This window comes from Acidisoma sp. 7E03 (assembly GCF_054665075.1).
Genome location: NZ_BAAFHE010000001.1, coordinates 61,192 through 86,708, shown reverse-complemented (window position 1 = coordinate 86,708; position 25,517 = coordinate 61,192). Strand labels below are relative to the sequence as shown.

Annotated in this window: 28 protein-coding genes and 2 tRNA genes; 17 read left to right on the top strand and 13 right to left on the bottom strand. The window is 66.4% G+C overall.

All coding sequences use genetic code 11. From position 1 onward, the window contains the following. Nucleotides 1-16: 16 nt before the first annotated feature. From murA to ACYQ6W_RS00425, 3 genes are all read right to left on the bottom strand, one after another. Complete coding sequence (murA, locus tag ACYQ6W_RS00435; RefSeq protein ID WP_459672854.1) at nt 17-1,348, bottom strand: UDP-N-acetylglucosamine 1-carboxyvinyltransferase; 1,332 nt, start codon at nt 1,346-1,348, stop codon at nt 17-19. A gap of 127 nt (nt 1,349-1,475) precedes the next feature. After that, nucleotides 1,476-1,880, bottom strand: a complete 405-nt coding sequence (locus ACYQ6W_RS00430; RefSeq protein WP_459672853.1) for a PRC-barrel domain-containing protein — start codon at nt 1,878-1,880, stop codon at nt 1,476-1,478. A gap of 99 nt (nt 1,881-1,979) precedes the next feature. Further along, nucleotides 1,980-2,291 (bottom strand): hypothetical protein, encoded by a 312-nt coding sequence (locus tag ACYQ6W_RS00425; RefSeq protein ID WP_459672852.1) that lies wholly within the window; start codon nt 2,289-2,291, stop codon nt 1,980-1,982. Nucleotides 2,292-2,624: 333 nt separating this feature from the next. On the opposite strand from ACYQ6W_RS00425, the gene ACYQ6W_RS00420 reads away from it, so the two are divergent. Both ACYQ6W_RS00420 and ACYQ6W_RS00415 read left to right on the top strand, forming a co-directional pair. Next, nucleotides 2,625-2,963, top strand: a complete 339-nt coding sequence (locus ACYQ6W_RS00420) for a hypothetical protein (RefSeq protein ID WP_459672851.1) — start codon at nt 2,625-2,627, stop codon at nt 2,961-2,963. 23 nt (nt 2,964-2,986) lie between these two features. Beyond that, a complete protein-coding gene (locus ACYQ6W_RS00415) occupies nt 2,987-3,208 on the top strand; it encodes a hypothetical protein (RefSeq protein ID WP_459672849.1) in 222 nt (73 codons plus the stop codon). A 126-nt stretch (nt 3,209-3,334) separates the two neighbouring features. On the opposite strand, the gene ACYQ6W_RS00410 is transcribed toward ACYQ6W_RS00415, so the two are convergent. Beyond that, nucleotides 3,335-3,410, bottom strand: a tRNA-Ala gene (locus ACYQ6W_RS00410). Between the two features lie 81 nt (nt 3,411-3,491). Here ACYQ6W_RS00410 and ACYQ6W_RS00405 point away from each other — a divergent pair. Beyond that, nucleotides 3,492-3,959, top strand: coding sequence for a hypothetical protein (locus ACYQ6W_RS00405; protein WP_459672848.1), 468 nt, complete (start codon nt 3,492-3,494; stop codon nt 3,957-3,959). On the opposite strand, the gene ruvX is transcribed toward ACYQ6W_RS00405, so the two are convergent. Further along, nucleotides 3,932-4,393 carry a Holliday junction resolvase RuvX gene (gene ruvX / locus ACYQ6W_RS00400; protein ID WP_459672847.1) on the bottom strand — a complete coding sequence of 154 codons (462 nt, stop codon included), beginning with the start codon at nt 4,391-4,393 and terminating at the stop codon, nt 3,932-3,934. The two genes, ACYQ6W_RS00405 and ruvX, sit on opposite strands and share 28 nt — an antisense overlap. A 51-nt stretch (nt 4,394-4,444) precedes the next feature. On the opposite strand from ruvX, the gene gatC reads away from it, so the two are divergent. The 8 genes from gatC to ACYQ6W_RS00360 all read left to right on the top strand — a co-directional run bounded on the left by gatC (nt 4,445) and on the right by ACYQ6W_RS00360 (nt 11,107). After that, entirely contained in the window at nt 4,445-4,747 is a 303-nt protein-coding gene (gene gatC, locus ACYQ6W_RS00395; RefSeq protein ID WP_459672846.1) for an Asp-tRNA(Asn)/Glu-tRNA(Gln) amidotransferase subunit GatC, read from the top strand. A gap of 4 nt (nt 4,748-4,751) precedes the next feature. After that, on the top strand, nt 4,752-6,233 hold the full coding sequence (gene gatA / locus ACYQ6W_RS00390) for an Asp-tRNA(Asn)/Glu-tRNA(Gln) amidotransferase subunit GatA (protein ID WP_459672845.1): 1,482 nt from the start codon (nt 4,752-4,754) through the stop codon (nt 6,231-6,233). A gap of 2 nt (nt 6,234-6,235) precedes the next feature. After that, a complete protein-coding gene (gene gatB / locus ACYQ6W_RS00385) occupies nt 6,236-7,684 on the top strand; it encodes an Asp-tRNA(Asn)/Glu-tRNA(Gln) amidotransferase subunit GatB (protein WP_459672844.1) in 1,449 nt (482 codons plus the stop codon). 141 nt (nt 7,685-7,825) lie between these two features. Then, nucleotides 7,826-7,918: transfer RNA gene (locus ACYQ6W_RS00380), tRNA-Ser, on the top strand. Between the two features lie 121 nt (nt 7,919-8,039). Beyond that, nucleotides 8,040-8,399 carry an ArsR/SmtB family transcription factor gene (locus ACYQ6W_RS00375; protein WP_459672843.1) on the top strand — a complete coding sequence of 120 codons (360 nt, stop codon included), beginning with the start codon at nt 8,040-8,042 and terminating at the stop codon, nt 8,397-8,399. Between the two features lie 20 nt (nt 8,400-8,419). Continuing rightward, nucleotides 8,420-8,857: an arsenate reductase (glutaredoxin) gene (gene arsC / locus ACYQ6W_RS00370; protein ID WP_459672842.1), complete on the top strand. Its 438-nt coding sequence runs from the start codon at nt 8,420-8,422 to the stop codon at nt 8,855-8,857. Continuing rightward, nucleotides 8,850-9,917: an ACR3 family arsenite efflux transporter gene (arsB, locus tag ACYQ6W_RS00365; RefSeq protein WP_459672841.1), complete on the top strand. Its 1,068-nt coding sequence runs from the start codon at nt 8,850-8,852 to the stop codon at nt 9,915-9,917. The genes arsC and arsB overlap by 8 nt, the downstream gene beginning before the upstream one ends. Next, complete coding sequence (locus tag ACYQ6W_RS00360) at nt 9,914-11,107, top strand: MFS transporter (RefSeq protein ID WP_459673425.1); 1,194 nt, start codon at nt 9,914-9,916, stop codon at nt 11,105-11,107. Before arsB ends, ACYQ6W_RS00360 begins: the two co-directional genes overlap by 4 nt. Before the next feature lie 257 nt (nt 11,108-11,364). On the opposite strand, the gene ACYQ6W_RS00355 is transcribed toward ACYQ6W_RS00360, so the two are convergent. Further along, complete coding sequence (locus tag ACYQ6W_RS00355; RefSeq protein WP_459672840.1) at nt 11,365-11,886, bottom strand: TIGR00645 family protein; 522 nt, start codon at nt 11,884-11,886, stop codon at nt 11,365-11,367. Nucleotides 11,887-11,957: 71 nt separating this feature from the next. Between ACYQ6W_RS00355 and ACYQ6W_RS00350 the strand changes: the two genes are divergently transcribed. Further along, nucleotides 11,958-13,934: a tetratricopeptide repeat protein gene (locus ACYQ6W_RS00350; RefSeq protein ID WP_459672839.1), complete on the top strand. Its 1,977-nt coding sequence runs from the start codon at nt 11,958-11,960 to the stop codon at nt 13,932-13,934. An 18-nt stretch (nt 13,935-13,952) separates the two neighbouring features. Here the strand turns inward: ACYQ6W_RS00350 and ACYQ6W_RS00345 are convergent, their stop codons facing one another. After that, a complete protein-coding gene (locus ACYQ6W_RS00345) occupies nt 13,953-15,374 on the bottom strand; it encodes a L,D-transpeptidase scaffold domain-containing protein (protein WP_459672838.1) in 1,422 nt (473 codons plus the stop codon). A 104-nt stretch (nt 15,375-15,478) separates the two neighbouring features. Here ACYQ6W_RS00345 and ACYQ6W_RS00340 point away from each other — a divergent pair, with 104 nt between their 5' ends. The 4 genes from ACYQ6W_RS00340 (at nt 15,479) to ACYQ6W_RS00325 (ending at nt 17,957) form a co-directional block, all read left to right on the top strand. Next, entirely contained in the window at nt 15,479-15,667 is a 189-nt protein-coding gene (locus tag ACYQ6W_RS00340; RefSeq protein WP_459672836.1) for a hypothetical protein, read from the top strand. Nucleotides 15,668-16,067: 400 nt separating this feature from the next. Then, the gene (locus ACYQ6W_RS00335; protein WP_459672834.1) at nt 16,068-16,715 is read left to right on the top strand and encodes a PRC-barrel domain-containing protein; all 648 of its coding nucleotides are present in this window, start codon (nt 16,068-16,070) and stop codon (nt 16,713-16,715) included. A gap of 150 nt (nt 16,716-16,865) precedes the next feature. Beyond that, entirely contained in the window at nt 16,866-17,165 is a 300-nt protein-coding gene (locus ACYQ6W_RS00330; protein ID WP_459672832.1) for a hypothetical protein, read from the top strand. 120 nt (nt 17,166-17,285) lie between these two features. Then, entirely contained in the window at nt 17,286-17,957 is a 672-nt protein-coding gene (locus ACYQ6W_RS00325) for a hypothetical protein (RefSeq protein ID WP_459672831.1), read from the top strand. Between the two features lie 7 nt (nt 17,958-17,964). Here ACYQ6W_RS00325 and ACYQ6W_RS00320 read toward each other — a convergent pair whose 3' ends face one another. The 5 genes from ACYQ6W_RS00320 to ahpC all read right to left on the bottom strand — a co-directional run bounded on the left by ACYQ6W_RS00320 (nt 17,965) and on the right by ahpC (nt 23,017). Then, a complete protein-coding gene (locus ACYQ6W_RS00320; protein WP_459672830.1) occupies nt 17,965-19,236 on the bottom strand; it encodes a GGDEF domain-containing protein in 1,272 nt (423 codons plus the stop codon). Between the two features lie 183 nt (nt 19,237-19,419). Then, the gene (locus ACYQ6W_RS00315) at nt 19,420-19,629 is read right to left on the bottom strand and encodes a cold-shock protein (RefSeq protein WP_459672829.1); all 210 of its coding nucleotides are present in this window, start codon (nt 19,627-19,629) and stop codon (nt 19,420-19,422) included. A gap of 175 nt (nt 19,630-19,804) precedes the next feature. Further along, the gene (oxyR, locus tag ACYQ6W_RS00310) at nt 19,805-20,728 is read right to left on the bottom strand and encodes a DNA-binding transcriptional regulator OxyR (RefSeq protein WP_459672828.1); all 924 of its coding nucleotides are present in this window, start codon (nt 20,726-20,728) and stop codon (nt 19,805-19,807) included. A 44-nt stretch (nt 20,729-20,772) separates the two neighbouring features. Next, nucleotides 20,773-22,374: an alkyl hydroperoxide reductase subunit F gene (gene ahpF / locus ACYQ6W_RS00305; protein ID WP_459672827.1), complete on the bottom strand. Its 1,602-nt coding sequence runs from the start codon at nt 22,372-22,374 to the stop codon at nt 20,773-20,775. A 79-nt stretch (nt 22,375-22,453) separates the two neighbouring features. Beyond that, nucleotides 22,454-23,017, bottom strand: coding sequence for an alkyl hydroperoxide reductase subunit C (gene ahpC / locus ACYQ6W_RS00300; RefSeq protein WP_459672825.1), 564 nt, complete (start codon nt 23,015-23,017; stop codon nt 22,454-22,456). Nucleotides 23,018-23,295: 278 nt separating this feature from the next. Between ahpC and ACYQ6W_RS00295 the strand changes: the two genes are divergently transcribed. Then, the gene (locus ACYQ6W_RS00295; protein ID WP_459672824.1) at nt 23,296-24,234 is read left to right on the top strand and encodes a diguanylate cyclase; all 939 of its coding nucleotides are present in this window, start codon (nt 23,296-23,298) and stop codon (nt 24,232-24,234) included. Here the strand turns inward: ACYQ6W_RS00295 and ACYQ6W_RS00290 are convergent. Then, on the bottom strand, nt 24,206-25,474 hold the full coding sequence (locus tag ACYQ6W_RS00290; protein ID WP_459672823.1) for a DUF763 domain-containing protein: 1,269 nt from the start codon (nt 25,472-25,474) through the stop codon (nt 24,206-24,208). The two genes, ACYQ6W_RS00295 and ACYQ6W_RS00290, sit on opposite strands and share 29 nt — an antisense overlap. Nucleotides 25,475-25,517: the final 43 nt, after the last annotated feature.

Genomic DNA, 25,517 nt, shown 5'->3' with positions numbered 1-25,517 from the left:
GACCGGCCTTCTCCTATCAGCCGGGGAGACGGTCGATTGCGGCGCCGCAGGCGGCGAGCTTGCGCACCATCCCGTCATAGCCGCGGTCGAGATGGTCGAGCCCTTCAATCTCTGTCACGCCCTCAGCGCCAAGACCCGCCAGCACGAGGGCGGCCGCAGCCCGCACATCCGTCGCCATCACCGCAGCGCCCGCAAGGCGCGAAACGCCCCGTAGCAGGGCGGTTCGCCCCTGAACCTGGATCTGCGCGCCCATCTTGCGCAGTTCGTCCACGTGGCGGAAGCGCTGCTCGAAGATCGTCTCGGTCACCACGCTGACGCCCGCCGCCGTGCAAAGCAGGGCCATCACGGGCGCTTGCAGATCGGTTGCGAAGCCCGGATAGGGGCGCGTCTGCACGTCCGTTCCCTGCAGGCCGCCGGGCGCGCGCCGGGCGCGAAGCCCCTCCGCCGTTTCCTCCAACTGCACGCCTGCCGCCGCGAGAAGGGGCGCCGCCGCGCCGAGAAGGTCGAGACGGCCAGAGGTGAGCAGAAGATCGCCATCCGTCAGCGCGGCCGCGCAGGCGAGGGTGCCGAGTTCAATCCGGTCCGGCATCACCGCATGCACGGCGCCACGCAACGCCTGCCCGCCGTGGATGGTGATCGTCTCGGTGCCGGCACCTTCGATGGCGGCACCCATCTGGCGCAGGCAGAGGGCGAGATCCTCGATCTCCGGTTCCAGCGCCGCGTTGCGGATGGTGGTGGTGCCGGTGGCCAGAACGGCTGCCAGCATCAGGTTTTCGGTGGCGCCGACGGAAGGCTGCGGCAGGAGGATCTCGGCGCCCCGCAGGCCCTGCGGCGCCCGCGCCTCGATCATGCCCGCGCTGACCGCGATCTCCGCGCCCATCGCCCGCAAGCCGGAGAGATGAAAATCGATGCCGCGCAAGCCGATCGCGTCGCCGCCCGGCATGGGCAGGCGCGCCTCCCCCTGCCGGCCAAGGAGGGCGCCAAGGAGCAGAACCGAGGCGCGCATGCGCCGCACGAGTTCGGCATCGATGCCCGCCGGATGCAGCCGGTCAGCCGAGATCGTCAGGCTGAGGCCCTGGGCGGTCTCCGACCAGGCGAGATGCGCGCCCAGCCGCTGCAGAAGGCTCGCGAGCACCGCGACGTCCAGGCTGGCGGGGACGTGATGGAGGGTCACGAGATGAGGTGTCAGAAGCGCCGAGACCATCAGGGGCAGAACGGCGTTCTTGGCGCCGCTGATGGGGTAGGTGCCGATCAGCGGTTGGCCGCCCTCGATGCGCAGACGGCCGCCTTCTGCTGTGCGCCACCAGGGGGAGGCGGCTCGGAGGGAGGCATGGGGGAATTCGGTCATCGAGGGCTGCCGCGTCTGGGAAGGGGCACCGACAGTAGACCGATCCCCCCGCCCATTGAAGCGGAATTACTCAGATTCGAGGTGAAGGCCTGTTCCCAAGTTCTTGAGATTGCGGAAGGGTGCGCCCTCAGCGAATGGGCGCGGTGCCTAGGCCGGCATTACCGGCTCCAGGCATGACCCCGTAGTAATCGTCCACGCTGCTCGCGTGGCGGCCGCCCCAACTGTCGAGTTCCGCCGCTTCGTAGGTGGGTGCTGCATCCAGCCGGGTGCGATCGGCATCGACGACATAGCCCCCGAGGTGGGTGTCGTAGCGGAGCTGGTTCCAGGGCAAGGGGTGGTAGCGGTCACCGATCCCGAGAAAGCCGCCAAAGCTCATGATGGCATAGTCCGCCTGGCCGGTGGCCTTGTCGAGAATGACGTCATGAACGGTGCCGAGCTTCTCGCCGGCTCCGTCGTAGACCGCCGTGCCGTTCACGCGGCTGGCGGCGATCTTGGTGCCGTCGGTATCTCTGGGATCGTCGATGCTGGCCATGGCTTCCTCCTGCGTGGGGCTTGGGTGCCCGTCCTCCCGATGTGGACGGGCGCGCCTGAGGAACAATGGTGCGTGGGGCCGGCGCGGGGCCGGCCCGGGTCAATTCTGCGTGTCGCTGGGGGCCGGAGAGGCGAGGAGCAGCGCGCCTTCGAGCGCCGTTTTGAGGGCGCGGGCGGCCTGCTGGTTCATGCGCATATGCGCGACGACGACATGGTCCGACGCGATCTTGTTGTTCGCCAATGGAATGTCCCGCGTCGCCGTGAGGGTGACCTTCAGGATGCCGTTCATGTGGCCGAAGGCAGGCGCGTTCTCGAAATAGAGGATGGGCGCGGCAGCGCTGCCGATGCCCGAGACGCTGCCCTGGAGGCTCGGGATGGTTTCGACGACGACGGGTGGTTCCTTGTCGGCCATGCGCAGCTCCGCCGGAGGGGTTGAGGCTTCGTCCAATCTATGCGTCCGGCCCGGGTGGAGTCGAGCATCATCCTCTCGCTCTGGTGATCCTCCTTCCGGACAGGTCTCCGCCTCGATCGGATGTCTCCTCTCGAGCTGCGCGCCGATCACGATGCGTGCACTTTCGAAAAATGATCACGCAAGTGCGAGCTTCTTCTAGAAGATCATCACATTGTCTTGCCTTTCCCGAATTTTGCCGGATTTGCCCTCCACCTCCTCGGCTTGACGAACATCGTCACGCCTACATATGGCGATCGCGAAACAACTCTTCCGTTTGGAAAGATGGAGGTGAGAGTGAACAAGTTCTTCGGCATCACGCTGCTGGCCGCCACCGTCGCTTCGGGCGCCGCCATGGCGCAGTCGACGAGTTATCAGACGACCACGACGACCGTGACGCCCGTAGCGCCGCCCCCGGTGGTCGCTCCTGCGCCGGTGCCGCCGCCGCCGCCGGGCACGCTCAGCGTCACCACCGAAAAACACGTGCAGGACGCCTACGGAAATTCCGAGACGACCCGGAGCACGACCTATGGCGGCGTCAATGGCGCCGTCGAGCAGAGCCAGACGACGACGGTGCAGCAGCCGCCGGCGATGGTGACGACGAAGACCGTGCGAACGACCACGACGACTGACTGATCAACAGAGCAGGGAGAAGAACAGTGCAAAAAATGAAGGTGCGGCTCGGCCTCGGTTTCGGCCTGCTGGCCGGCACGCTCGGCCTCGCCGGTTGCGTGAACTACGCGCCGGCACCGCCGCCGGCGCCGACGCAGACGACGACGACCGAAAGCACGACCACCACCGCGCCTGCGCCCGGTATGATGACGGGGCAACCCGCCACGACCACGACCACGACGCAGACCACGCCGGTGCAGTCACCCTGAACCGACGAGGTTTCGGAAAAGAAAGGGGCGCCTCAGGGCGCCCTTTTTGTGTGCGGTCTTGCGAAGGGGAAGGGCGGATATGAAAAACGCCGCTCGAAGCGGCGTCCGTCACACTTTCCACCGCGATGGTGGAGCCAATCGGAATCGAACCGACGACCTCCTGAATGCCATTCAGGCGCTCTCCCAACTGAGCTATGGCCCCGCCGTGCGGTGAGCGGCATATAGACGGGCCTCGGGCCGCCGATCAAGCCCCCTCTGACCGAAACCTGTCACATCGGAATGCATGGCTGACACTCCCCTCCCATCCCCTTCGGAACGGAGCCTGACGGAATCGGAGGCTTGTTCGAATGCCGCAGCCTTCGCCCTGTGGGCCGCCGCGCGGGGAGAGACGATTGCCACTTGCGACGGGGCCGGACGCGAGTCGATGCGGCATCTGCTGTCGACCTGCCTCGAAGGCCAGCCGGACTGGCTTTGGGCGGCGCTGCTGCTGGACGCCGATCTCCGGCCCGACGATCGTCTGTGGGTGGAGGGGCCGCCGCCCGCCTGGCTGCAGCTCGCCTGCAGCCTCACCGCGGGCCTCGCGTCCTGTGCCGAGGCCGCGACCGTCTGGATTGGGCCCCATCTGCCCGCCGTCCGGCCGCCGGGGCTCTCCCGCGTCATCATCCTGGACGGGGACGTCCCCGTGGTCTCAGGGCTGCACCTGGTCTCGGTTCGAGACTGGGATCAGGCGCGGGAATCGAGCGCCGACTGAAGAATCCGCGCGGCCGCCATCCGGTCCACCACCGCCTGGCGGCGCTTCCGGCTCATATCGGCTTCGCCGATCAGCAGGTCATGCACCTCGGCCGTGGTCAGGGTCTCATCCCACAGCGCCGCCGGCAGGCCCAGCGCATCCGAGACCGACCAGGCCCAGTCGCGCGCGGCCTGGGCCGCCCGGCCCATCTGCCCCTCGGGCCCCAGCGGCAGGCCGATGACCAGGCCGCCCACGCCTTCCCGCAGCACGATCCGCCCCAACTGCTCCACGATGCCGGACATCTTGCCGCGGGCGATGCTGCCGAAGGGGCTCGCCACGCGCAGCCGCACGTCCGAGAGGGCGACGCCGATGGTGCGGGCGCCAGGATCGAGGCCCAGAAGCCGTTCCTCGGCCTCCAGCCCCGCACAGAGGTCGGGAAAGTTGATGACTGCCATGGCGGCCTTTATGGTCCGCGCCCATCCGAATCCCAAGGACCGATTTGCTTCATGGCCGCTTCATCCTCATCCCTCGACCCTGCCACCGTTCGCCGCATCGCGCGCCTCGCGCGGATTCGCCTGGCCGATGAGGATGTGGCGCAACTGCAAGGCGAGCTCAGCGCCATTCTCGGCTGGATCGAGCAGCTGAACGAGGTGGACGTCTCGGGTGTCGATCCACTGGCCAATATTGGCGCTGCCTCTCTGCCGATGCGTGAGGACGTGGTGACGGACGGCGAGCAGATGGACGCCGTTCTCGCCAATGCGCCGGCCCGCTCGGGCCCCTTCTTCACCGTGCCGAAAGTGGTGGAATAAGACCATGACGCTCGATTTCACGCTTGCCAGCGCGCGGGACGCGCTGCGCGCCCGCACCCTCTCGGCCCGCGAACTGACGCAGGCGCATCTCGATGCGATCGAGACGCTGGAGCCGCAGATCCACGCCTATATTACGGTGACGCCTGAGCAGGCGCTGGTGCAGGCGGATGCCGCGGACGCCGCTCTCGCCCGCGGCGAGGCCGGCCCTCTCACCGGCCTGCCCATCGCCATCAAGGATCTCTTCTGCACCAAGGGGGTGAAGACCACGGCGGCGAGCCGCATCCTCGAACCCTTCGTGCCGCCTTATGAGAGCACCGTGACCGCCAATCTGCTGCGGGACGGTGCGGTCTTCCTTGGCAAGGTCAATATGGACGAGTTCGCGATGGGCTCGTCCACGACCAGCTCGGCCTTCGGCCATACCGTGAACCCCTGGCAGCGGGCCGGCAGCAAGACCCCGCTGGTGCCGGGGGGCTCCTCCGGCGGGTCGGCCGCGGTGGTGGCCGCCGGCATGGCGCTGGCCGCGACGGGCACGGATACCGGCGGCTCCATCCGCCAGCCTGCGAGCTATTGCGGCATCGTCGGCATCAAGCCGACCTATGGCCGCTGCTCGCGCTACGGCATCGTCGCCTTCGCCTCCTCGCTCGACCAGGCCGGCCCCTTCGCGCGCACGGTGGAGGATGCGGCGATCCTGCTCGGCTCCATGGCCGGGCACGACCCGAAGGACAGCACCAGCGTGCCGCGGCCGGTGCCGGATTTCGCGGCTGCGGTGAAGCGCGGCGTGAAGGGCCTCAAGATCGGCGTACCGCGCGAATACCGCGTGGAGGGGATGCCGGCCGAGATCGAGGCGCTGTGGCGCCAGGGCCTGGACTGGCTGCGCCAGCAGGGGGCTGAGATCGTCGACGTCTCCCTGCCGCACACGAAATACGGCCTCGCCACCTATTACATCGTGGCGCCCGCCGAAGCCTCCTCCAACCTCGCGCGCTATGACGGCGTGCGCTACGGCCTGCGCGTGCCGGCCAATGACCTGAAGGACCTCTACGAGGAGACGCGCGCCGCGGGCTTCGGCGCGGAGGTGAAGCGCCGTATCCTCATCGGCACCTACGTGCTCTCGGCCGGCTATTACGACGCCTATTACCTCAAGGCGCAGAAGGTGCGGGCGCTGATCCTGAAGGACTTCACTGACGCCTTCACCCAGGTGGATGCGCTGCTGACGCCGACCGCGCCCTCCGCTGCCTTCGCGATTGGCGAGAACGAGGACGACCCGGTGAAGATGTACCTGAACGACGTCTTCACCGTGAACGCCAATATCGCCGGGATTCCGGGCATGTCCGTGCCCGCGGGGCTAGATGCGCAGGGCTTGCCGCTCGGCCTGCAGGTGCTGGGCAAGCCCTTCGACGAAGAGACCGTCTTCGCGGTGGGCGCCGCATTGGAAACCGCGGCCGACTTCAAGGCGCGGCCGCAGATCCGCCTGGGCGGGGAGGGCTGAACATGAGCTACGTCATCGAAGGCCGCACCGGCCCGTGGGAACTCGTGATCGGGCTCGAAGTGCATGCCCAGGTCATCTCGAACGCGAAACTCTTCAGCGGTGCCTCTGCCACCTATGGCGGTGAGCCGAATGCGCAGGTGAGCTTCATCGATGCCGGCTTCCCCGGCATGCTGCCGGTGATCAACCGGGAATGCGTGGCACAGGCCGTGCGCACCGGCCTCGGCCTCAAGGCCGAGATCAATCTCGTCAGCCGGTTCGACCGCAAGAACTACTTTTATGCCGATCTGCCGCAGGGCTATCAGATCAGCCAGTTTGCGCATCCGATCGTCGGCCGCGGCGTGATCGACATCGAGCTGGAGAGCGGCGAGGTGCGCCATATCGGCGTCACGCGCCTGCATCTGGAGCAGGACGCCGGCAAGTCGATGCATGACCAGCACCCGGCCGAATCCTTCATCGACCTCAACCGTGCCGGCGTCGCGCTGATGGAGATCGTCTCCGAGCCCGACATGCGGTCTCCCGAAGAGGCGGGGGCTTACCTGCGGAAGCTCCGCACCATCCTCCGCTATCTCGGCACATGCGACGGCAACATGGAGGAGGGGTCCATGCGGGCGGACGTGAACGTCTCCGTCCGCAAGGCTGGCGAGGAATTCCGCACGCGCTGCGAGATCAAGAACGTCAACTCCGTGCGCTTCGTCATGCAGGCGATCGAAGCGGAGGCGCGGCGCCAGGTCGAGATCTGGGAAGCGGGCGAGGTGGTGGAGCAGGAGACGCGGCTCTACGATCCCTCGCGTGGCGAAACGCGTCCGATGCGCAGCAAGGAAGACGCGCATGACTACCGCTACTTCCCGGACCCCGACCTCCTGCCGCTCGTCATCGAACAGGCCTGGGTGGATGGGCTTGCCGCCGCGCTGCCGGAACTGCCTGACGCCAAGAAGGCGCGCTTCATCAGCCAGTACGGCATTCCGGCCTATGATGCGGGCGTGCTGGTGATGGAGCAGGCGACGGCCGATTTCTACGAGACGCTAGCGCGCGGCCGGGACGGTAAGGCGGCCTCCAACTGGATGCTGGGCGATTTCTTCGCGGGCCTCAACCGGCTCGGGAAGTCCATCGAGAGCAGCCCGATTTCCGCCGAGACCTTGGGCGGACTGCTGGACCTGATCGCCGACGCGACGATCAACGGCAAGATCGCGAAGGAGGTGCTCGAAGCGATGATGGAGACCGGCAAGCCGGCCGCCGCCATCGTGGAGGAGCGCGGCCTGCGGCAGGTGACGGATACCGGCGCGATCGACGCGGCGGTGGACGCCGTGTTGGAGGCAAACCCTGATAAGCTGGCAGAATACCGGGCCGGGAAAGAAAAACTCTTCGGCTTCTTCGTGGGCCAGGTGATGAAGGCGATGGCCGGCAAGGGCAATCCGGCCCTGGTGAACGAGGCGATCAAGCGCAAGCTCTGAGCGCCCGCGCTGCTTCGCGGGAGGCCCGCGCCCGCCATGCATCCGTGGCCGCAATTCTGTCGGCCCGGATGCATTGACCGGGGGGAGGGGCCTCGCTAGAAGGGCTGTGCAAACGCCGTGCAATGGTTTGCTTCTCCCGGCGGAGGGGTGGCCGAGTGGCTGAAGGCGGCGGTTTGCTAAACCGTTGTACAGGGTCAACCTGTACCGTGAGTTCGAATCTCATCCCCTCCGCCAGTTCTTTCTCCCGACATCGGCCTGAGCCAAAATAAGTCCATGCTGTGGTTTCCGTAAGCAGGGCAACCGCGGGAGAAAATTTGGCGTATCATCTCAATAATTCTTGAGATATTGAAACGTCATGAACGAGCTGCAAGCCCTCGATGCTTTGTCCGCCCTGGCCCAGGAAACCCGCCTGCGGATCGTCCACCTTCTGGTGACGGCTGGGCCGGAGGGCATGCCGGCGGGCGCCATCGGTGATGCGCTCGAGGCCGCTTCCTCCCGGCTGTCGTTCCACCTGACCCATCTGGAACATGCGGGGCTCATCCAGTCCCGGCGGGAAGGCCGCTCGATCCGCTACACGGCCGACTACGGCGCGCTCTCAGGCCTGATCGCCTTCCTGATGCGGGATTGCTGCCAAGGGCGGCCGGAGGTTTGCGCACCAGCGGTTGAAGCCCTTGCCGCTTGTGCCTGCCCGTCGGCCAAGGCCGGTCACGTTTGACCTCAGTCGGAGGAACGCCAATGCCCGTCACCATCTATCACAATCCCGCCTGTGGCACGTCGCGCAACGTGCTGGCCATGATCCGCAACAGCGGTGAAGAGCCGCAGGTCATCGAATATCTGAAAACGCCGCCCAGCCGCACCGAGCTCATCAGCCTCATCCAAGGCATGGGCGTGCCGGTGCGCGCGGTGCTGCGGGAAAAGGGCACGCCCTATCAGGACCTCGGCCTCGATGATCTGGCACTCAGTGACGACGCGCTGCTCGACGCCATGATGGCGCACCCAATCCTCATCAACCGGCCGATCGTCGTGACCGAGCGGGGCGTGCGGCTCTGCCGCCCATCGGAGGCGGTGCTGGATATCCTGCCCAATCCGCCACGCGCCGCCTTCGCGAAGGAAGATGGGGAGGCCGTCGTGGACGCGGCCGGCTCGCGCATCAGGAAACCTGGCCATGAGTGAGGTGGCTGTCACCTCGGGCACAGCAGCCGGCCTCGGGGTCTTCGAGCGCTATCTGACACTCTGGGTCGCCCTCTGCATCGTTGCCGGTATCGGGCTGGGCCAGCTTGCACCGGGGATGTTTCATGCCCTCGGCGCGGCCACGGTTGCGCAGGTCAATCTGCCGGTCGCGATCCTCGTCTGGCTGATGATCATCCCGATGCTGCTGAAGATCGATCTCGCAGCACTCGGCCAAGTCGGGCGACATTGGCGCGGCATCGCGGCGACGGTCGGGGTCAATTGGCTGGTGAAGCCTTTCTCCATGGCGCTGCTCGGCTGGCTCTTCATCGGGCACTTGTTCCGGCCGCTTCTGCCGGCGGGGCAGATCGACGGCTACATGGCGGGGCTGATCCTCCTTGCCGCGGCTCCCTGCACGGCCATGGTCTTCGTATGGTCCAACCTCGTGGAGGGTGAGCCGCATTTCACGCTGTCGCAGGTCGCCCTCAACGACACCATCATGGTGGTTGCCTTTGCGCCCATCGTGGCATTGCTGCTTGGCCTGTCCTCGATCACGGTGCCTTGGGCGACGCTGATCACCTCCGTGGTGCTCTACATCGTCGTGCCGGTGATCATCGCCCAGCTGTGGCGACGCTCTCTGCTCGGCAGTGGCGGCCGGCCCGCATTGCACCGCATCCTGCAGGTACTTTCACCCATGTCGCTCGCGGCGCTTCTTCTCACCCTCGTGCTACTCTTTGGGCTGCAGGGGCAGCAGATCATGCGGCAACCAACGGTGATCGTGCTGCTCACCATCCCGATCCTCATCCAGGTCTACGTCAATGCCGGGCTGGCCTATTGGCTGAACCGAAAACTCGGTGTCGCATGGTGCGTCGCCGGCCCTTCCGCTCTAATCGGTGCCAGCAATTTCTTCGAACTGGCGGTCGCGACCGCCATTGCTCTGTTCGGCTTCCAGTCGGGCGCGGCCTTGTCCACGGTGGTGGGCGTCCTCGTCGAGGTGCCGGTCATGCTTTCGGTGGTGCAGATCGTTCGCCGGTCGCGCGGGTGGTATGAGCGGGGTCTGGCCTGAGCCCGGAGAGGCCCCGCCGGGCCCTTGTCGTCTCAACGCTCGGCATCACGCAAACCCTCGCCTGGGCATCGACCTATTATCTCACGGCAGTTTTCGCGGATCCCGTATCGGCCGGTCTGCATCTCGGTCGTGTCTGGTTTTTCGGAGCGTTTTCGGGAGCGCTTCTGCTGTCGGGTCTGCTGGGTCCGCTCGCCGGCCGCTGCATTGACCGGTACGGCGGCCGGGACGTGCTGGCCGGTACCAATCTGGTCTTCGCGCTCGGGTTGATGTTGCTGTCGCAAGCCCATGGTGCCTGCGGCTTGGCGGCGGCGTGGCTGACGATCGGTATCGGTATGGGGTTCGGCCTCTATGAGGCGGCCTTCGCGACGGCGACCGGACTATATGGTCTCGATGCCCGCAGTGCGATTACCGGCATCACCCTCTTCGCCGGCTTCGCGAGCACCATCGGCTGGCCGATGAGCGCCTTTTTCATCCATGCCTTCGGGTGGCGAGGCGCCTGCCTCGCCTGGGCGAGCCTGCACCTGATCGTGGGTCTTCCGCTCAATCGCCTGCTGGTGCCGAAGGCGCCCTCATCGCACCTGCCTGTTGCGCATGCGCCGGTCGCATCGTCCGGCGGCATGCCCTGGATGATGATCGCGCTAGCCGGAGTCTTCGGGGCGACATGGTTCGTGGCCACGGCCCTGGCGGCGCATTTGCCGCGGCTGCTTGAGGCCTTGGGCGCGACACCCGCGGAGGCGATCGCGGCCGGGGCCTGTATCGGCCCTGCCCAGGTCACGGCGCGTCTCGTCGAGTTCACCTTGCTGCGCAAGGCCTCGCCGCTGATCTCGGCGCGGATCGCGACCGCGCTGCACCCGATCGGCGCGGCGCTCCTCGTCACGCTCGGCGCGCCTTTGGCAATTCCCTTCGCGCTGCTTCATGGCGCCGGGCAGGGGCTGCTGACGATCGCGCGGGGCACCTTGCCGCTCACGCTCTTTGGACCGGTCGGCTATGGGCTCCGCACCGGCCTTCTTGCCGCACCCGCCCGTATTCTACAGGGCGTCGCCCCTCTGCTGTTCGGTCTCGTGCTCGATCGCGCGGGGCCGCGCTACGCTTTGGCCCTGTCGTCCGGTCTCATGGTTCTATCGCTCGCGGCTCTCCTGATGCTGCGATCGACCTCAAAAGACGTCCGCGACAGGCCTTCACGCTCATGAAACCCACATCCGACCGAGAGAGTTTGATCTCGCTACGGAAAGCTCAGGGTCTGTTGCGTCTGAACTGAGTTGCGTTGACCACGATGAGTGTCTGACGGATGGGGAGGGGGGCTCACGGTGTGTGAGTCTGACGCCGCGCCGGGCTGATCGTAACTGACGTCAGCCAGCACCGGGGTTCGACACAAGGGGCAAACGGCTGCGAAAAGGAAGGCGCCGCGATCCGATGATGAACCACCCTGGTTGCTCTCGGGGCTTCTTCAACTGTCCTTTCCCTTCTCGACCGGGGGCGCGACCAGCCGGTCCATGACGGCGAGCAGGAGGCCGGAGACCACGAAGCCGAGATGGATCGCGAGCTGCCAGGCGACGTCCGCTTTGGAAAAGCCACTGATGTTCATGAAAGTCTGCAGCAGATGGATGGCGGAGATCGCGACGATCGAGCCAATGAGCTTGATCTTCAGGCCGCTGAAATCGACGTGCTCCATCCAGATTGGCCGGTCTTCATTGTCCCCCGTATGCAGGCGGGAGACGAAATTCTCGTAGCCCACGAAGATGATCATCGTGACGAGGTTGGCGAGCAGCGCGAGATCCACGAGGCTGAGGACGAAGATCACCCACTCCCGCTCCTGCATGTGCAGGATGTTGGGCAGGGCGAAGATGAGTTCTTCGACGAACTTCACAGTGATCGCCGCCAGAATGAGGAGTAGCCCGAGATAGATCGGGGCCATCAGCCAGCGCCCCGAAAAGATGAGCATTTCGATCATGTGCTCGAGTTTCTTCAAGACCTCTCTCCACGCTTGCCTTGGGCTGGCTTTGCCTCTTCTACTCTTAGACCGCACTGTGCGAGCTGGGAATGGACGAGACAGAGGACATCGCGCGTCTCGTCCGGGAGGCGCAGAGCGCCCGTGGGCAGGATTGGGCGAAGGTGGCGGCTCTGGCGGCGGAGCTGCGGGCGCGCGCGCCCGACGGCGAGCCGGGCTACCAGATCGGTGCCGCGAGCGCGCGCGCCTTGGGCCGTCTCGACGAGGCGGCAGCGATTCTGGCGGAGGCGCTTCTGCGCTTTCCCGCGCAGGCCTGGCCTTTGGCGGAGCAAGCCTGGCTCGCCCGGGCGCGCGCCGACCGCGCGGAGGCGATCCGCGTCGCAGCCACGCTGCGCACGCGCTTTCCGGAGAATTGGACCGGCTATCATGTCGGCGCCATCAGCCTGCGCGAGGCGGGCCGGTTCGACGAGGCTGAGGCGGTTCTGGCAGAGGCACTCACACGCTTTCCGGCGCAGGCCTGGCCCTGCGTGGAGCGGGCTTGGCTCGCGCGCGCCCAGGGCGACCTGGAGGAGGCGCTGCGGCAAGCGGCGGCTCTGCGCGAGCGCTTTCCCGACAATGCCTCCGGCTACCAGATTGGCGCGACGAGCGCCCGCGACCTGCGCCGCTTCGAAGAGGCCGCTGCCATTCTGGCGGCAGCCTTGCCGCGTTTCGAGGCGCAGGCCTGGCCCTGGGTCGAGCGAGCTTGGCTCGCGCGCGGGCAGGGCGATCTTGCAGGCGCGATCGATCATGCGGTGGAGCTGCGCGCGCGTTTCCCCGACCATCAGGCCGGCTACCAGATCGGTCTGGCCAGCCTCCGCGAATTGCGCCGCTTCGACGAGGCCGACGCGCTGTTAGGGGAGGCGCTGCGGCGCTTTCCCGATCAGGCCTGGCCGGACGCGGAGCGTGCCTGGGCGGCCTTGGCCCAGGGTGAGCGAGACGCGGCCCTTCACCTGGCGGAGGCGCTCCGCCAGCGCTTCCCCGCGCACCCGACGGGCTATCAGATCGGTCTCTCTCTGCTCGGAGCACGTGGACGGACGGCCGAGGCGGACCGCGTGCTGGCCGAGGCCAAGGCCCGTTTCTCCGGGCAGCCGTGGCTCGAGCGGCTCATCGTGACATTGGCGAGAAACAAGCGCGATCGCAGCCGGGCCGAGCGGCTGCTCCAGAGCTTGGAGGACGCGACGGCGATGACATGGTCCGGCGCCGCCCTGGCTCCCCCCATCGCCCAGAAGACCGTCGTCGTCGTCGTCGGCATGCATCGTGCGGGCACCTCTCTCTGTGCCCGCCTCGTGAGCGATCTCGGCGTCGCCCTCGGCGGCCCGCTGATCGCGCCGAACTTCGCCAATCCGGATGGCTTCCAGGAGCATCGTGCAGTCCTCGACTGTCACGAGGCTCTGCTCGATCTGCACGACGCCGCCTGGGACACGAGCTGGCTGGCCGCGCCGCGGCTGGAAGGGAGCGCGAAGGGCGCGGAGGTCGCCGTGATCCGCGATCGTCTCATGCAGATCGTGGGCGAGGAACTGGACAAGGCGGGCGGGCGCTGGGCCTTCAAGGACCCCCGCACGGCCTGCTTTCTTCCCCTCTGGAAAGGCATTTTCGCGGAGATGGGGGTGCGGCCCGTCTGGCTTCTCGCAGTCCGTGACCCGCGGACCGTCGCGGCCTCTCTCTCCTCGCGGGACGCCTGTCCTCTGCCGGTCGGGGAGCTTCTATGGCTCGAGCACTACCTGAACGCGCTTCGCCACCTCGGCCCCGAGATCGCGGCCATCATTCACTATGAAAAATGGTTCGCCGCACCGTGCGCGCAGCTCGATGCCCTGGCCGCCGCCATTGGCGACGTGCCGGCCGAGGCGGTACGCGCTGCCGCCCCCTCGATCAAAGCCGAGCTGAAGCGCAGCGCGCCGGGGGACGGCGCCTGTGCCCTGTCGCTCTCCGCGACCGTCCATGCTTGGCTGGCCGAGGCGACAGCCGGTACGCGCCTGCTGCAGCACCGCGCCGAGTCTCTCTGGCGCCATCTCGCCGCCCTCGCCGGGTGAGGCTTTGCGAAGACGAGTCTACTTCTGAGCGAGGACGTCGGCATGAGGGTTGGGAGCCGAAGGCCCGCGGTGAAGCGCCTGCCAGATCGCTTGGTCCCGGTGATAGAAATCGGGCCGGAACTGCAGCGTGCCGGTCGGATCGACGAAGGCGGTCTGATACACGACGTAGACCGGAACGGGCTTGGGCAGATCGTGCTGGGTGGTGCCGCCTTGGGCGATACCGTCATCCACCGCGCTGAGCGGGGTGTCCAGCAGCAGGGAAGCGAGTTCGCGCGGATTCTGCACCCGAATGCAGCCGTGGCTGAGCTGCCGGTTGCTCTCGTTGAAGATCTCGCGGTCCGGCGTGTCATGCAAGTACACGTCGAAGCGGTTTGGCATGTCAAACATGATCAGGCCCAAGCCGGCATCGGGCCCGGGCAGCTGTTCGACCTCGCCGTTCGCCAGCGCCACCATGTGATTGCGTTCCAGATAATCCGGATCATGTTCGGTTTTCGGAAGGATTTCTTTCGCCGCGATGTCGCTCGGGATCACCCAGGGCGGATTGTAGAAGGCGGATTGGATGGTGGCGTTGAATTCGGGGCTCTGGTTGATCTTGATGTCCTCGCCGACGACGACGCGCGTCACGAAGACCGGCTGATTGGCGCGATAGAAGGTCAGGTGCTGGTCCGCGACATTCACCCAGACGCGTGTGGGCGGCAGGGTGCGCGGCAACCAGCGCTGGCGTTCGAGATTGACGACGATGCTGCGCACACTGCCGCCGGCGGGCGGCGGCGTGCCCGCCCGGTCCGCTGCGAGCGCGGCGAGAAGCGCCTTGTAGGTTGGTGTCTTGGGGGCGAGCGCCGCGACCACCGCGGCCGGGTGGTCGCTGCTCAAGGCCTCGTCGAGCGTCGCCGTCACGTCCACCGGGGCGGGTGCCAGCACCTGGTCGCCATCGCGAAGGGCCACGGGCACCGCGCCTTGTGCGAGGGCCTGGGCGTAGGCGAGAAAGGCGTCCGACAGCACGAGATCGCGATCGACCGGAGAGAGGGAGGCTCGGCGCCGCAGCAGCTTGGCATGGAACAGATCAGGATCGAGCCCTTGGGACTCGGCCTGCAGCACCATGGCGACCAGAGCATCCGCCTGCGCCGGATGTTTCTGCCAGACCGGCTCGAACTGGTGGCGCGCGTAGAAGCGCTCCAGCAATTCTCCATTCAGCGGCTCATGCGCGACGATGAGCGGCGAGGGGCCGTCGAGGGTTTGCGCGAGCGGGGTATTGGTCTGGGATAGCAGCGCAGACAGGGCGGCAGCGTCAGGGCCGGACGCGCCGGTTGCCGGCAATGGGCCGCCGCCGCAGCCGGAAAGCATGCAGGCGAGGGCGAAAGCGCCTAAGGTGCCAGGTGCTGTGAGGCTTCGGCGCCCGCGGATCGCAGGCACCGAGATCGACAAATTTTGATGGCCCAAGTCGAGCCCTCTCCTATCCACGTAAATAGCCGTTTGACTCCGGGTGAAGAATTCCCTCTAAATTTGTTCTTGTCTATCGGCCATTAAAATGAAGGAGTTAGGCGATGTCTGAACCAGCAGTGGATAAGTTGAAGCTTTGGCGCCGCGCCGCCATGCTCGTCGTGGCCCTTCCGGTGGTGGCGCTCGCTGCCTGCGCTTCGCCGCCCCCGCCCCCGCCGCCGCAGCCGGCTCCGGCACCTGCCGCGCCCCCGCCGCCGCCCGCGCCCGCGCCGGTTCCGGCCGCCCGCGGCTAACACGCTTCCGGAAAGGCCCCTCGATCCGTCGAGGGGCCTTTTTTCTGTCCAAGCGGCGGCATCGCCGCGCGGCCTCCGCCCAGCGGCGTGAAACTCCGGCCGCAGCACCTCCCATACTGCCGTCCATCCAACAGCCTTGCCCACTCGCCTCGCTGCCCTTCGCATCGGTGATGACACAACGTGTGTGCATAGCGCGCAATGATGCCGAACGCGTGAGGCATCAACCAAGAGGCTATTGTCTTAGGAACGATATCACGGCGGTGTGTGACGGTTGAGGTGGCGCAGGCCTGTGGTGACGAACGATTGAAGCATGCGACGGGCGAGAAGCATCGTTGCGGCATTGAAGCGCCCGCCTCGCGGGGCAACCTCCTGATCACAACGCAATCGAGAGGACAGTTTCATGCCCCGCAGTCACATCTCCTTCGCCGCGATCACCCTCGCCTCCGCCGTTGCCTTCGCAGCGGTGCCGGCTTTCGCGCAGAACGACCAGAGTGGAGGGAACCAGCCCGCGGCCTCATCCTCCGGCAGTTCCGCGCCCTCCGGCACCCTGACGATGAGCCACGGCAACTGGCGGTCGAGCGAGCTCGTCGGCGCCACCGTCTATAATGACGATGGAAAGAGCATCGGCACCATTTCCGATCTCCTGGTCAGCTCCGATGGGCAGGTATCTCAGGCCATCCTGTCGGTGGGTGGGTTTCTCGGCATCGGCAGCAAGCTCGTCTCGGAGCCTTTCTCCAAGCTGAAATTCGTCCCGAGTGGGAATGGCCATGCGCAGGTGACGTCGGGCACCGGCGCTGGCGGCGGCGCAGGGGCTGACAATACCGCGCAGGGCGGAACCTCAGCGGCAGGCGACGCCTCGGCTACGGGCACGAATCCGGCGGCCGGCACCGATGCCAATGCCAACGCCCCGGGAAAAACCACGGGCGATGCGACGGCTGGTGCGGCTTCGAACGCGGGCGATTCCAACAGCGATTACAGCGTGACCTTGCCGGGCGCGACCGTCGACTCCCTGAAGGCGCAACCGGCCTTCACCTACAACAATCAGTAAAGCGTCGCATCGGCCGGCGACCTGGCGCGGGTGTCGCCCACCCGTCGGGTCGCCGGCATCCTTGGCCGGCCGATCAAGAAAACACCGCTGATACGGTTCCCATAGGCGTTGCCGCGCCCACATCTTCCGGAAGATAGGGGTATTCCGGATATGAGCTACGACGTTCTGAGTTGGATCTTCATCCTCATGATTCTGGTCGGCGTGGTCGGGCTGGTGGGCACGATCATGGCAGACATCAGCCGTGCCCTGTCGAGAGGAACGGCGAACGTTCTGCGGGTGCTTCTCGTGCTGTGCGGCGTGCTGGGGGCGCTTGGCATCGGCTCGCTCGTCTTCGGTGTTTTCCCCGGCGGCCCATCCCCGCATTCCAGTGTGACGGGTGTCAACGCCACCGGGCATGACGGCATTCTGACCCAGGGACAAAAGACCGGCCAGGCGCCCGCCAATCCATGAGGTGGCTCCACCGCAGGTCAGGGAGGCCGCGTTTGTGGCTGCCTTTCTGCCGCGACGTGGGGTAATTTCCCACGTCTTGGGCTGTCGGCTGGGCCCTGGGGAAGGAGACGTGAAGCAAAAATGAAGAAAATTCTCTTCCTGGCGGTCTTTGGCTTTTCGTTAAGCCTGTCTCACCTGTCGGCACAGGCCGACGAAGCGGCAGCTTCAGCCACCGCCACGCATGCGGCAGGCGGCCTGAGTGGCGCAACGATCTTCATCATTCGCCATGCCGAGAAGACCGGCACTGGACAGGGGCTAAGCCCCGCGGGTGCCGTCCGCGCCGAGGCCTATGCGAGCTATTTCGAGCATCTCAAACTCGATGGACACAAGGTTCGCATCGATTCGCTCGTCGCCTCGACCGACAGCGAGAAGAGCGCGCGGCCGCGGCTCACCTTGGAGCCTCTGAGTGGAGCCACGGGGATGCCGATCATCCAGCCCTGCTCCAGTGGGAACATTCCCTGCCTCGTCGACTGGCTGAGGGCGCAGCCTGCCGGCGAGACCTTCCTCATCTCCTGGCACCACTCGAAGATCGAGCGCATCCTCGCAGCACTCGGCGTCAGTCAGAAGGCGCTCCTGCCCGATGGGCGCTGGCCGTCCGACTATTTCGACTGGATCATCGCGCTGCGCTTCGACACGTCCGGACATCTGCTGCCGGGTGGGGCAAAACTCCTGCACGAGCCGATGTCAGTCGACAACGTCGTATGGAGCGCGATGGACCATCCGACCATTCACCCCCAGGCCGCGTCGCAATAACCGCGGCCTAGCTTGCGGCAACTTGCCAGGTGGCGCGCCCGGCCGTCTTCGCGCGGTAGAGCGCCTGGTCGGCGGCGTCGATGATCTCCTGCACAGTGCGCCGGCCGGGCCCGCTCTCGGCAATGCCGATACTCACCTGCACGACGACGGAGCGGCCCGCATTCCATTGTGCGAGCGCCGTGTAGATGCGCCGGGCCAAATCCTCCGCCGCCTGCGCAGCCGCGCCTGGCAGCAGGATGAGAAACTCGTCACCGCCGTAGCGGCCGATGCTGTCACCGCCGCGGCTGGCGGCGACCATGCATTTCGCGAGCCCGACCAAAACCTCGTCTCCGGCGGAATGGCCATAGCGGTCGTTGATCTCTTTGAAATGATCGAGATCAACGAGGAGGATGCTGAAGGCCTCGCCGCTGGCGGATGCGTGCGACAGAGCTTCGTCCAGCCCGCGACGGTTGAGCAACCCCGTCAGCGGGTCGCGCAGCGCGGTGTCGTAGAGCCTTTCATGCGCCGCCCCGATGGTCGCGGCCATGGTGTTGATCGTGCTGGCAACGGAGGCGAATTCGTCGCGTCCCACGACGGAAAGCCGCACGGCATATTCGCCCCGCCGCAGCAGCGCAGCCGTACGGCTGATTTCCCGCAGCGGCATGACGATCGATGCCGCGAGCAAGGAGGCGGCGAGGGCGATGACGACGAAGCCTATCGTCCACAGGACGATGAGCATGTCGTTATAAAGATGTTCTGCCCGTCGCTCGGCCGCGTATTTGCTGTTGATCGTCTGTAGCAGTTGCGACCGCAAGTTCTCCAGAATGGAGATCGTCTGGTTCAGCTCCGAATCCACGGTTGCGTGTGCATCGTCACTCATCGTGATTGGAGCCTTGCTCTCCAGCGCGCGATCCACCACAGGGAGGACGTGTTGCCAGGTGTCGAAGGCGCGGCGCAACTCCTCGTTCAGGCTGGGCGGCAGATCGTGGTGCGCCAGCATTGCATCGAAGTCGCTCTCGATCCGCCGGCTGAGTTCCTCCCGGCGGTCCAGCCCACCAGCGGTCGCCGAGGCCTGGAGTTCGAAGCGTGCCTGTTCGAGATTGGCATCCAACCGGGAGACGGGCATCAGGTCATCGATCGTCGTCGCGATCGAGCTGCGGAGGGTCCGGTTGGCACGGTCCACCGCCTGGACGAGGATCAGCGTAGTGAGGGCGGCGGGCAGGGCGAGGGCGCCGATGACGAGCGCCAGCCGATGGCGGACGGGCAGATGCCGGAGGAGAACCAGAGCCCAATTCAGCATGATCGACGCGCATCAATCCGCAGGACAGGGAGCATCATTCCCCCGGCGTATCTTGAAGGCAACCGCCGTGGCGATGGATCTCCCGCCGGCCGCCAGACTCCGGACACGAAAAAGGCCGGGCGAACCCGGCCTTTTCCTGATCGCGGTGCCAGGGGCGCATGCGCCCCTGTGGCATCGGCTCTCTTACGCGGCCTTGAGGTTCTCGGCTGCGATCTTGCCGCTACGGCTGTTCTTCAGCGCGTCGAAGCTGACCTGCTGGCCCTCGTTGAGGGTGCGGAGGCCCGCCTGCTCGACGGCGGAGATGTGCACGAACACGTCGGCACCGCCATCATTCGGCTGGATGAAGCCGTAACCCTTGGTCGCGTTGAACCACTTCACAGTACCAGTCGCCATGACGATTTCCTTTCAATCGTTTAGACAAAAGCTCGAGCAAACCATGCGAGCTCTTCACGGTTCGATTTTGAGAAAAATATCGCCGGCAACCGCCGAGGCATAGAACGGGAATTCATCAACAAGATCGAGCCCTCTATCTGCGCCTATTTGCGCCGGATCGCAAGAGCCGAGCCCGTCAGGCCGCAGCCTTCTCCTCTGCGGCAGCGACAAGGCCCGGGATGACGCTGCGGCAAATCTCGGTGATCCGGCCGAGGAGGGGACCGAGCGCAGAACTGCGACGCCAGACGAGCGCGAGGGCGCGGCGCGGCTCCCCGCCGTCGAAGCGCAGCAGGCGAATGTGATCGTTGGCGGTGCCGCTGCCGTGCACGGCGAGGGCGGGCAGCAAGGTCATGCCGATGCCCGCCATCACCATCTGCCGTAAGGTCTCGAGGCTCGTGGCCCGGAACTCGCTCGTTTCGCGCGCCCCCGCCAGCTGGCAGACGTCCAGCGCCTGGTCGCGCAGACAGTGCCCGTCCTCCAGCAGCAGCAGTTCATGCGCGGCCAGTTCCTCGACCCGAAGATGCGTCCGCCGGGCCAGGGGGTGGTGGCGCGGCACGGCCAGGAGGAAAGGCTCTTCAAACAGCGGTTCCGCATGCAGTTGTGCATCGTGCAGCGGCAGCGCGAGGATGGCGGCGTCCAGCTTGCCGTTCCGCAGGCGGTCCAGCAGCACGTCGCTCTTCTCTTCGGTGAGGAACAGGTCGAGATCCGGCAGCCGCCGGCGCAGCTCGGGAATGACCTGCGGCAGGAGATAGGGGCCGAGGGTCGGGAAGATGCCGAGATGCAAGGCGCCGGCATCCGGCTGGCTCAGCCGCTTCGCTTCCTCGCGGATGGCGGTGACTTCGCCGAGGACGACCCGCGCCCGCGCGGCGACCGCAGCACCGGCGCGGGTGAGCATGACGGATTTCGTCGCCCGTTCCACGAGATCCACACCCAATTCTTCCTCGAGCTTGCGGATTTGGGTGGAAAGCGTGGGCTGAGAGACGAAACAAGCCTCGGCCGCCCGCCGGAAATTGCGGTGCTCGGCAAGGGCGAGAAGATACTGAAGTTCGCGGAGGTTCATGGGCATCCAGGCAGGGCGGCGGCACACGGCCGCCGCCCGCCCATTCAGGCGGCCTTCGCCGCGTGCAGGGCCTGGGCTTCCTTCTCGGTCGCCGGGGCAGAATGGCGGATCAGGTAATCGAAGGCGGAGAGGGAGGCCTTGGCCCCTTCACCGGCCGCGATGATGATCTGCTTGTAAGGCACGGTCGTGCAGTCACCCGCCGCGAAGACGCCGGGCAGCGAGGTCTGTCCGTGCCCGTCGATCACGATCTCGCCCCGCGGCGACAGGTCCAGCGTGCCGCGCAGCCACTCCGTATTCGGCAAGAGGCCGATCTGGACGAAGATGCCCTCCAGCGCGATCTTGCGGATCTGGCCGGACACGCGGTCTTCATAGGAGAGACCGGTCACCTTCTGACCGTCACCATGTACTTCCGTGCTGCGGGCGGAGACGAGCACCTCGACATTCGGCAGGCTGTGCAGCTTGCGCTGAAGAACCGCGTCAGCGCGCAGCTTGGTGTCGAACTCGATCAACGTCACGTGCTTGACGATGCCCGCGAGATCGATCGCCGCTTCCACACCCGAATTGCCGCCGCCGATTACCGCGACGCGCTTGCCCTTGAACAGCGGGCCGTCGCAATGCGGGCAATAGGCGACACCCTTGTTGCGATAGGCCTCTTCGCCCGGGACGCCCATCTGCCGCCAGCGCGCGCCGGTGGAGAGGATGACGGATTTGGACTGCAGCACGGCGCCGCTTTCCATGCGCACGGCGAAATGGTCGCCCTCGCGGTTGAGCTCGGCGGCCTTCTGAAGATTCATGATCTTCACGCCGTTCTCGCGCACATGGGTCTCGAGGGCGGCTGCGAGCTTCGGGCCTTCGGTATGCGGGACGGAGATGAAGTTCTCGATGCCCATGGTGTCGAGCACCTGGCCGCCGAAGCGCTCGGCCGCGACGCCGGTGCGGATGCCCTTGCGGGCAGCATAGACGGCGGCGGCGGCGCCGGCCGGGCCGCCACCTACGATCAGCACCTCGAACGGATCTTCCTCGGAGAGCTTGGCGGCTTCCCGTGCGGCCGAGCCGGTATCGAGCTTGGCGAGGATCTCCTCCACGCCCATGCGGCCCTGGCCGAAGACCTGGCCGTTGAGGAAGATGGTGGGGACGGACATGACCTGCCGCGCCTCGACCTCGGCCTGGAACAGCGCGCCGTCGATCGCGGTGTGGCGGATGCGCGGGTTGAGGACCGCCATCAGGTTCAAGGCCTGCACCACGTCCGGGCAGTTCTGGCAGGACAGCGAGAAATAGGTCTCGAAGGTGAAGTCGCCGTCGAGGTCCTTCACCTGCTCGATGACGGCCTGCTCCAGCTTGGAGGGATGGCCGCCGACCTGCAGCAGAGCGAGGACGAGAGAGGTGAATTCATGGCCGAGGGGGATGCCGGCAAAGCGCAGGCTGATGGTCTCGCCCGGCGTCGAGAGCGCGAAAGAGGGCGCGCGCTCGGTATCGTCGCCGGCGGTGGAGACGGTGATCTGGGAAGAGAGGGACTGCAGCTCCTGCAGCAGCTCCATCATCTCGCGGGATTTGGCGCTGTCGTTGACGGAGGCGGTGATCTGGATGGGACGGACCACGCGCTCCAGATAGGCCTTGAGCTGAGTTTTCAGATTGGCGTCCAGCACGCGACGATACTCCGGCTGCGGGGTCGAAGAAGAGGCGGAAAGGGGCCGCCCGGGCCTGGGGCGCGGGCGGCCGGCAGGCTCAGATCTTGCCGACGAGGTCGAGCGACGGCGCCAGCGTCTTCTCACCCTCTTCCCACTTCGCCGGGCAGACTTCGCCCGGATGCGCGGCGACGTACTGCGCGGCCTTGATCTTGCGCAGCAGGTCCTTCGCGTTGCGGCCGATGCCTTCCGCGGTGATTTCGATCGCCTGAATCACGCCCTCGGGATCGACGATGAAGGTCGCGCGGTCGGCCAGGCCCTGGCCCTCACGCATCACGCCGAAGTTGTTGGTGATGGTGCCGGAGGGGTCGCCCAGCATGGTGTACTGGATCTTGCCGATCGTCTCGGAGGCATCGTGCCAGGCCTTGTGCACGAAATGCGTGTCGGTGGAGACGGAGTAGACCTCGACGTCCATGCGGCGGAGCTCGTCGTAATGATCGGCGACGTCGCCAAGTTCGGTCGGGCAGACGAAGGTAAAATCGGCCGGATAGAAGAAGAACACGGCCCAGCTGCCGAGCACGTCCTGCTCGGTCACCTCGATGAACTTACCCTGCTTGTAGGCCTGGGTCTTGAAGGGCTTGATCTTGCTGTTGATGACGGACATGCGATCTCCTGTTGGCGAGATGCGCCGTTGGGCGCTGCACCGCAACATAGTGCACTGCACCCAATAGACCAAATAGATAAATCTGAAAAAAGCGATAGACGTGATCTATTGCAAGGGTTTACCTTACATCATGCCAGCGTGGCGCAGATCGCGGGCTTCGCAGATGCACAAAAGCTCACCAAATTTGGTTCGATGCCTCACTTTTGATTGAAAAAGAACCGCGTCTGCGCGAAACCCGCAATTAGGCGCTCAAAAAGGCTGGATTCCGGGATCGCATGATGCTTGCGGCTGCCAGAGCGGAGAGTGAGGGGGCGATTGACCAATCCGCCCTGTTCGGCTCTGCCGCTACCGGTGCGCCGGTCGAGCATTTTATCGGCGTGGGCGCCTGGGAATACGACCTCATCTATCGGCGGCTGACCTGGACGCCGGGGCTGTATGACCTCTTCGGCCTGCCACGGGGCTTCCCGCTGGACCGCGAAACGGTCGCCCAGATGTACGAGCCGCAGAGCCGCCAGCGGATGGAGACCCTGCGGGCGCACATCATCCGCCATGGCGGCGCCTTTACGATGGATGCGCAGATTTGGACGGCACGCGGCGCCCAACGCTGGATCCGGCTGACCGCGGGTGTGATCATGGAGCGCGGGCAAGCCATCCGTCTCTTCGGGACGAAGCAGGACATTTCGCACGAGCGGGCGGCGCTGGAGCGGCTGCGGGAGCGCGCGGAATACGATTCGCTGACCGGTTTGCCCAATCGCGGCGCCTTCGAGGCGCGCTGGCGGGATCTGGCCTCTGGCCGCTTGCCCGACGTCACCGCCCTCGGCCTGATCGATCTCGATCATTTCAAGCGAATCAACGACGGCTGGGGCCATGAGGCGGGCGACGAATGCCTGCGCGTGACGGCGGACCGGCTGCGCCGCAGCTTTTCGGGCCTCGCCTTTCTCGCCCGCTATGGCGGTGACGAATTCGCGCTGCTGTGGCGTGGGCGGATCGACAGGACCTTTCTCCAATGGCGCTTCGGGCGGGCGGAGAACGCCTTGTCCCAGCCGGTTCCATGGGAAGGCCAGTTCATCCCGATCTCCGTCTCCATCGGCTTGGCGCTGCGGGAGGTCGACGGCGCCTGCGGCGATCTGTTCCGCCGGGCCGACCAGGCCCTGTATCGTGCAAAGGCGGCCGGGCGTTCGGCCACCGTCATCGATGGGGTCTCTCCTCGCCCGTGAGCTGACCGGGTGGCGGTTCCGGGCCGAAGACGCTCATGCCGCCGTAGCTGTGCGACAGCACCCGTTCCTCGGCCAGGACCGCCTCCACCAGCCTGCCATCGGCCGCGATTTCCAGCCGGCGCTGCTCCGCATCCAGCCGCCGCAGCGCCGCCAGTTCGTCGGAATGGCCGAGATGGGCGCGGGTGACCGCCGACTTGAGCACGCGAATCGTCTGGTCGTAGACCGCGAGCGGCACGGGGAAGGGGTGCCGGTCCTTGCCGCCATGGGCGAATGAGAAGCGTGCCGGATCGTTGAAGCGGTAGGGCGCGCCATGCACCACCTCCGCGACCTGAGCGAGGGCCCGCAAGGTGCGCGGACCCACGCCCGGCACCAGCAGGAGATCGGCGAAGTCCTGCGGGCCGCAGCGCGCCGCGGCACGCAGACTGCCGGCGAGGCGGGACGCGACGACGTCCTCCGCCCGCACTTCGTGATGCGCGGGCATGACGAGGTGCGGCGCGAAGAGATCGCCCTGCGGCGCGGCAGGCTGCGGCTTGGCCTCCAGCCGCGCGACCTCACGGGCGATGCCGTCCGGCCCGATCTTCGCGAGAAGATCGAGTTGCCGCGCACGGGAGGGCGCGGCGCGACGATCCGCGAGATTGACGATCGTGCTGCCTGCCGGCCCTTCGATCGCAGCATGCGGATCGTCCAAGAAGCTGGTCAGCCCCTGCGACAGCCAATGGTAGCGCCGTGCCTGGCGGCTCTCCTCGTTCATGCCCTGTTGCACGACGACCCAATCGCCGTCGTCGCTGACGATGAAGCCATGCAGATAGAGGCTGAAACCGTCCTGCACGGCCGCGCTGTCGACCTTGGCGACGAGCCGGCTGGTCTGACCGAGCGCCGCACCGTCCAGCCCGACCCGGCTGCCGACGGCAAGAAGCTCGGCCGGGGTCTTGCGTGACTGCGCGCCTCGCCCGCCGCAGACGTGCACACCGAGATCCCCGGCGCGCGGGGCAAGGCCACGCTTCAGCGCGCCGATGACGCTGGTCGTGATGCCGGAGGAATGCCAGTCCATGCCCATCACCGCACCGAAGGACTGGAACCAGAAGGGGTGTGCCAAGCGGCGCAGCATCTCCGCTCGCCCGTATTCGATGACGATGGCCTCCGTGATGACGGCGCCGAGGCGCGTCATGCGCTCGCCGAGCCAAGCGGGTACGCGCCCGCCGTGCAGCGGTAGGTCAGCGCTGCCGGCGCGCCGGGTCATGGAAAGGGGCCTTCCGAATCATGGGGCGCAGTCTGCGCCGGAG

What these genes read in the sequence shown, in the direction of transcription:
- murA (WP_459672854.1), bottom strand. Translation starts at nt 1,348, where the DNA reads ATGACCGAATTCCCCCATGCCTCCCTCCGAGCCGCCTCCCCCTGGTGG.
- ACYQ6W_RS00430 (WP_459672853.1), bottom strand. Translation starts at nt 1,880, where the DNA reads ATGGCCAGCATCGACGATCCCAGAGATACCGACGGCACCAAGATCGCC.
- ACYQ6W_RS00425 (WP_459672852.1), bottom strand. Translation starts at nt 2,291, where the DNA reads ATGGCCGACAAGGAACCACCCGTCGTCGTCGAAACCATCCCGAGCCTC.
- ACYQ6W_RS00405 (WP_459672848.1), top strand. Translation starts at nt 3,492, where the DNA reads ATGGCTGACACTCCCCTCCCATCCCCTTCGGAACGGAGCCTGACGGAA.
- ruvX (WP_459672847.1), bottom strand. Translation starts at nt 4,393, where the DNA reads ATGGCAGTCATCAACTTTCCCGACCTCTGTGCGGGGCTGGAGGCCGAG.
- gatC (WP_459672846.1), top strand. Translation starts at nt 4,445, where the DNA reads ATGGCCGCTTCATCCTCATCCCTCGACCCTGCCACCGTTCGCCGCATC.
- gatA (WP_459672845.1), top strand. Translation starts at nt 4,752, where the DNA reads ATGACGCTCGATTTCACGCTTGCCAGCGCGCGGGACGCGCTGCGCGCC.
- gatB (WP_459672844.1), top strand. Translation starts at nt 6,236, where the DNA reads ATGAGCTACGTCATCGAAGGCCGCACCGGCCCGTGGGAACTCGTGATC.
- ACYQ6W_RS00375 (WP_459672843.1), top strand. Translation starts at nt 8,040, where the DNA reads ATGAACGAGCTGCAAGCCCTCGATGCTTTGTCCGCCCTGGCCCAGGAA.
- arsC (WP_459672842.1), top strand. Translation starts at nt 8,420, where the DNA reads ATGCCCGTCACCATCTATCACAATCCCGCCTGTGGCACGTCGCGCAAC.
- arsB (WP_459672841.1), top strand. Translation starts at nt 8,850, where the DNA reads ATGAGTGAGGTGGCTGTCACCTCGGGCACAGCAGCCGGCCTCGGGGTC.
- ACYQ6W_RS00350 (WP_459672839.1), top strand. Translation starts at nt 11,958, where the DNA reads ATGGACGAGACAGAGGACATCGCGCGTCTCGTCCGGGAGGCGCAGAGC.
- ACYQ6W_RS00340 (WP_459672836.1), top strand. Translation starts at nt 15,479, where the DNA reads ATGTCTGAACCAGCAGTGGATAAGTTGAAGCTTTGGCGCCGCGCCGCC.
- ACYQ6W_RS00335 (WP_459672834.1), top strand. Translation starts at nt 16,068, where the DNA reads ATGCCCCGCAGTCACATCTCCTTCGCCGCGATCACCCTCGCCTCCGCC.
- ACYQ6W_RS00330 (WP_459672832.1), top strand. Translation starts at nt 16,866, where the DNA reads ATGAGCTACGACGTTCTGAGTTGGATCTTCATCCTCATGATTCTGGTC.
- ACYQ6W_RS00325 (WP_459672831.1), top strand. Translation starts at nt 17,286, where the DNA reads ATGAAGAAAATTCTCTTCCTGGCGGTCTTTGGCTTTTCGTTAAGCCTG.
- ACYQ6W_RS00320 (WP_459672830.1), bottom strand. Translation starts at nt 19,236, where the DNA reads ATGCTGAATTGGGCTCTGGTTCTCCTCCGGCATCTGCCCGTCCGCCAT.
- ACYQ6W_RS00315 (WP_459672829.1), bottom strand. Translation starts at nt 19,629, where the DNA reads ATGGCGACTGGTACTGTGAAGTGGTTCAACGCGACCAAGGGTTACGGC.
- oxyR (WP_459672828.1), bottom strand. Translation starts at nt 20,728, where the DNA reads ATGAACCTCCGCGAACTTCAGTATCTTCTCGCCCTTGCCGAGCACCGC.
- ahpC (WP_459672825.1), bottom strand. Translation starts at nt 23,017, where the DNA reads ATGTCCGTCATCAACAGCAAGATCAAGCCCTTCAAGACCCAGGCCTAC.
- ACYQ6W_RS00295 (WP_459672824.1), top strand. Translation starts at nt 23,296, where the DNA reads ATGCTTGCGGCTGCCAGAGCGGAGAGTGAGGGGGCGATTGACCAATCC.
- ACYQ6W_RS00290 (WP_459672823.1), bottom strand. Translation starts at nt 25,474, where the DNA reads ATGACCCGGCGCGCCGGCAGCGCTGACCTACCGCTGCACGGCGGGCGC.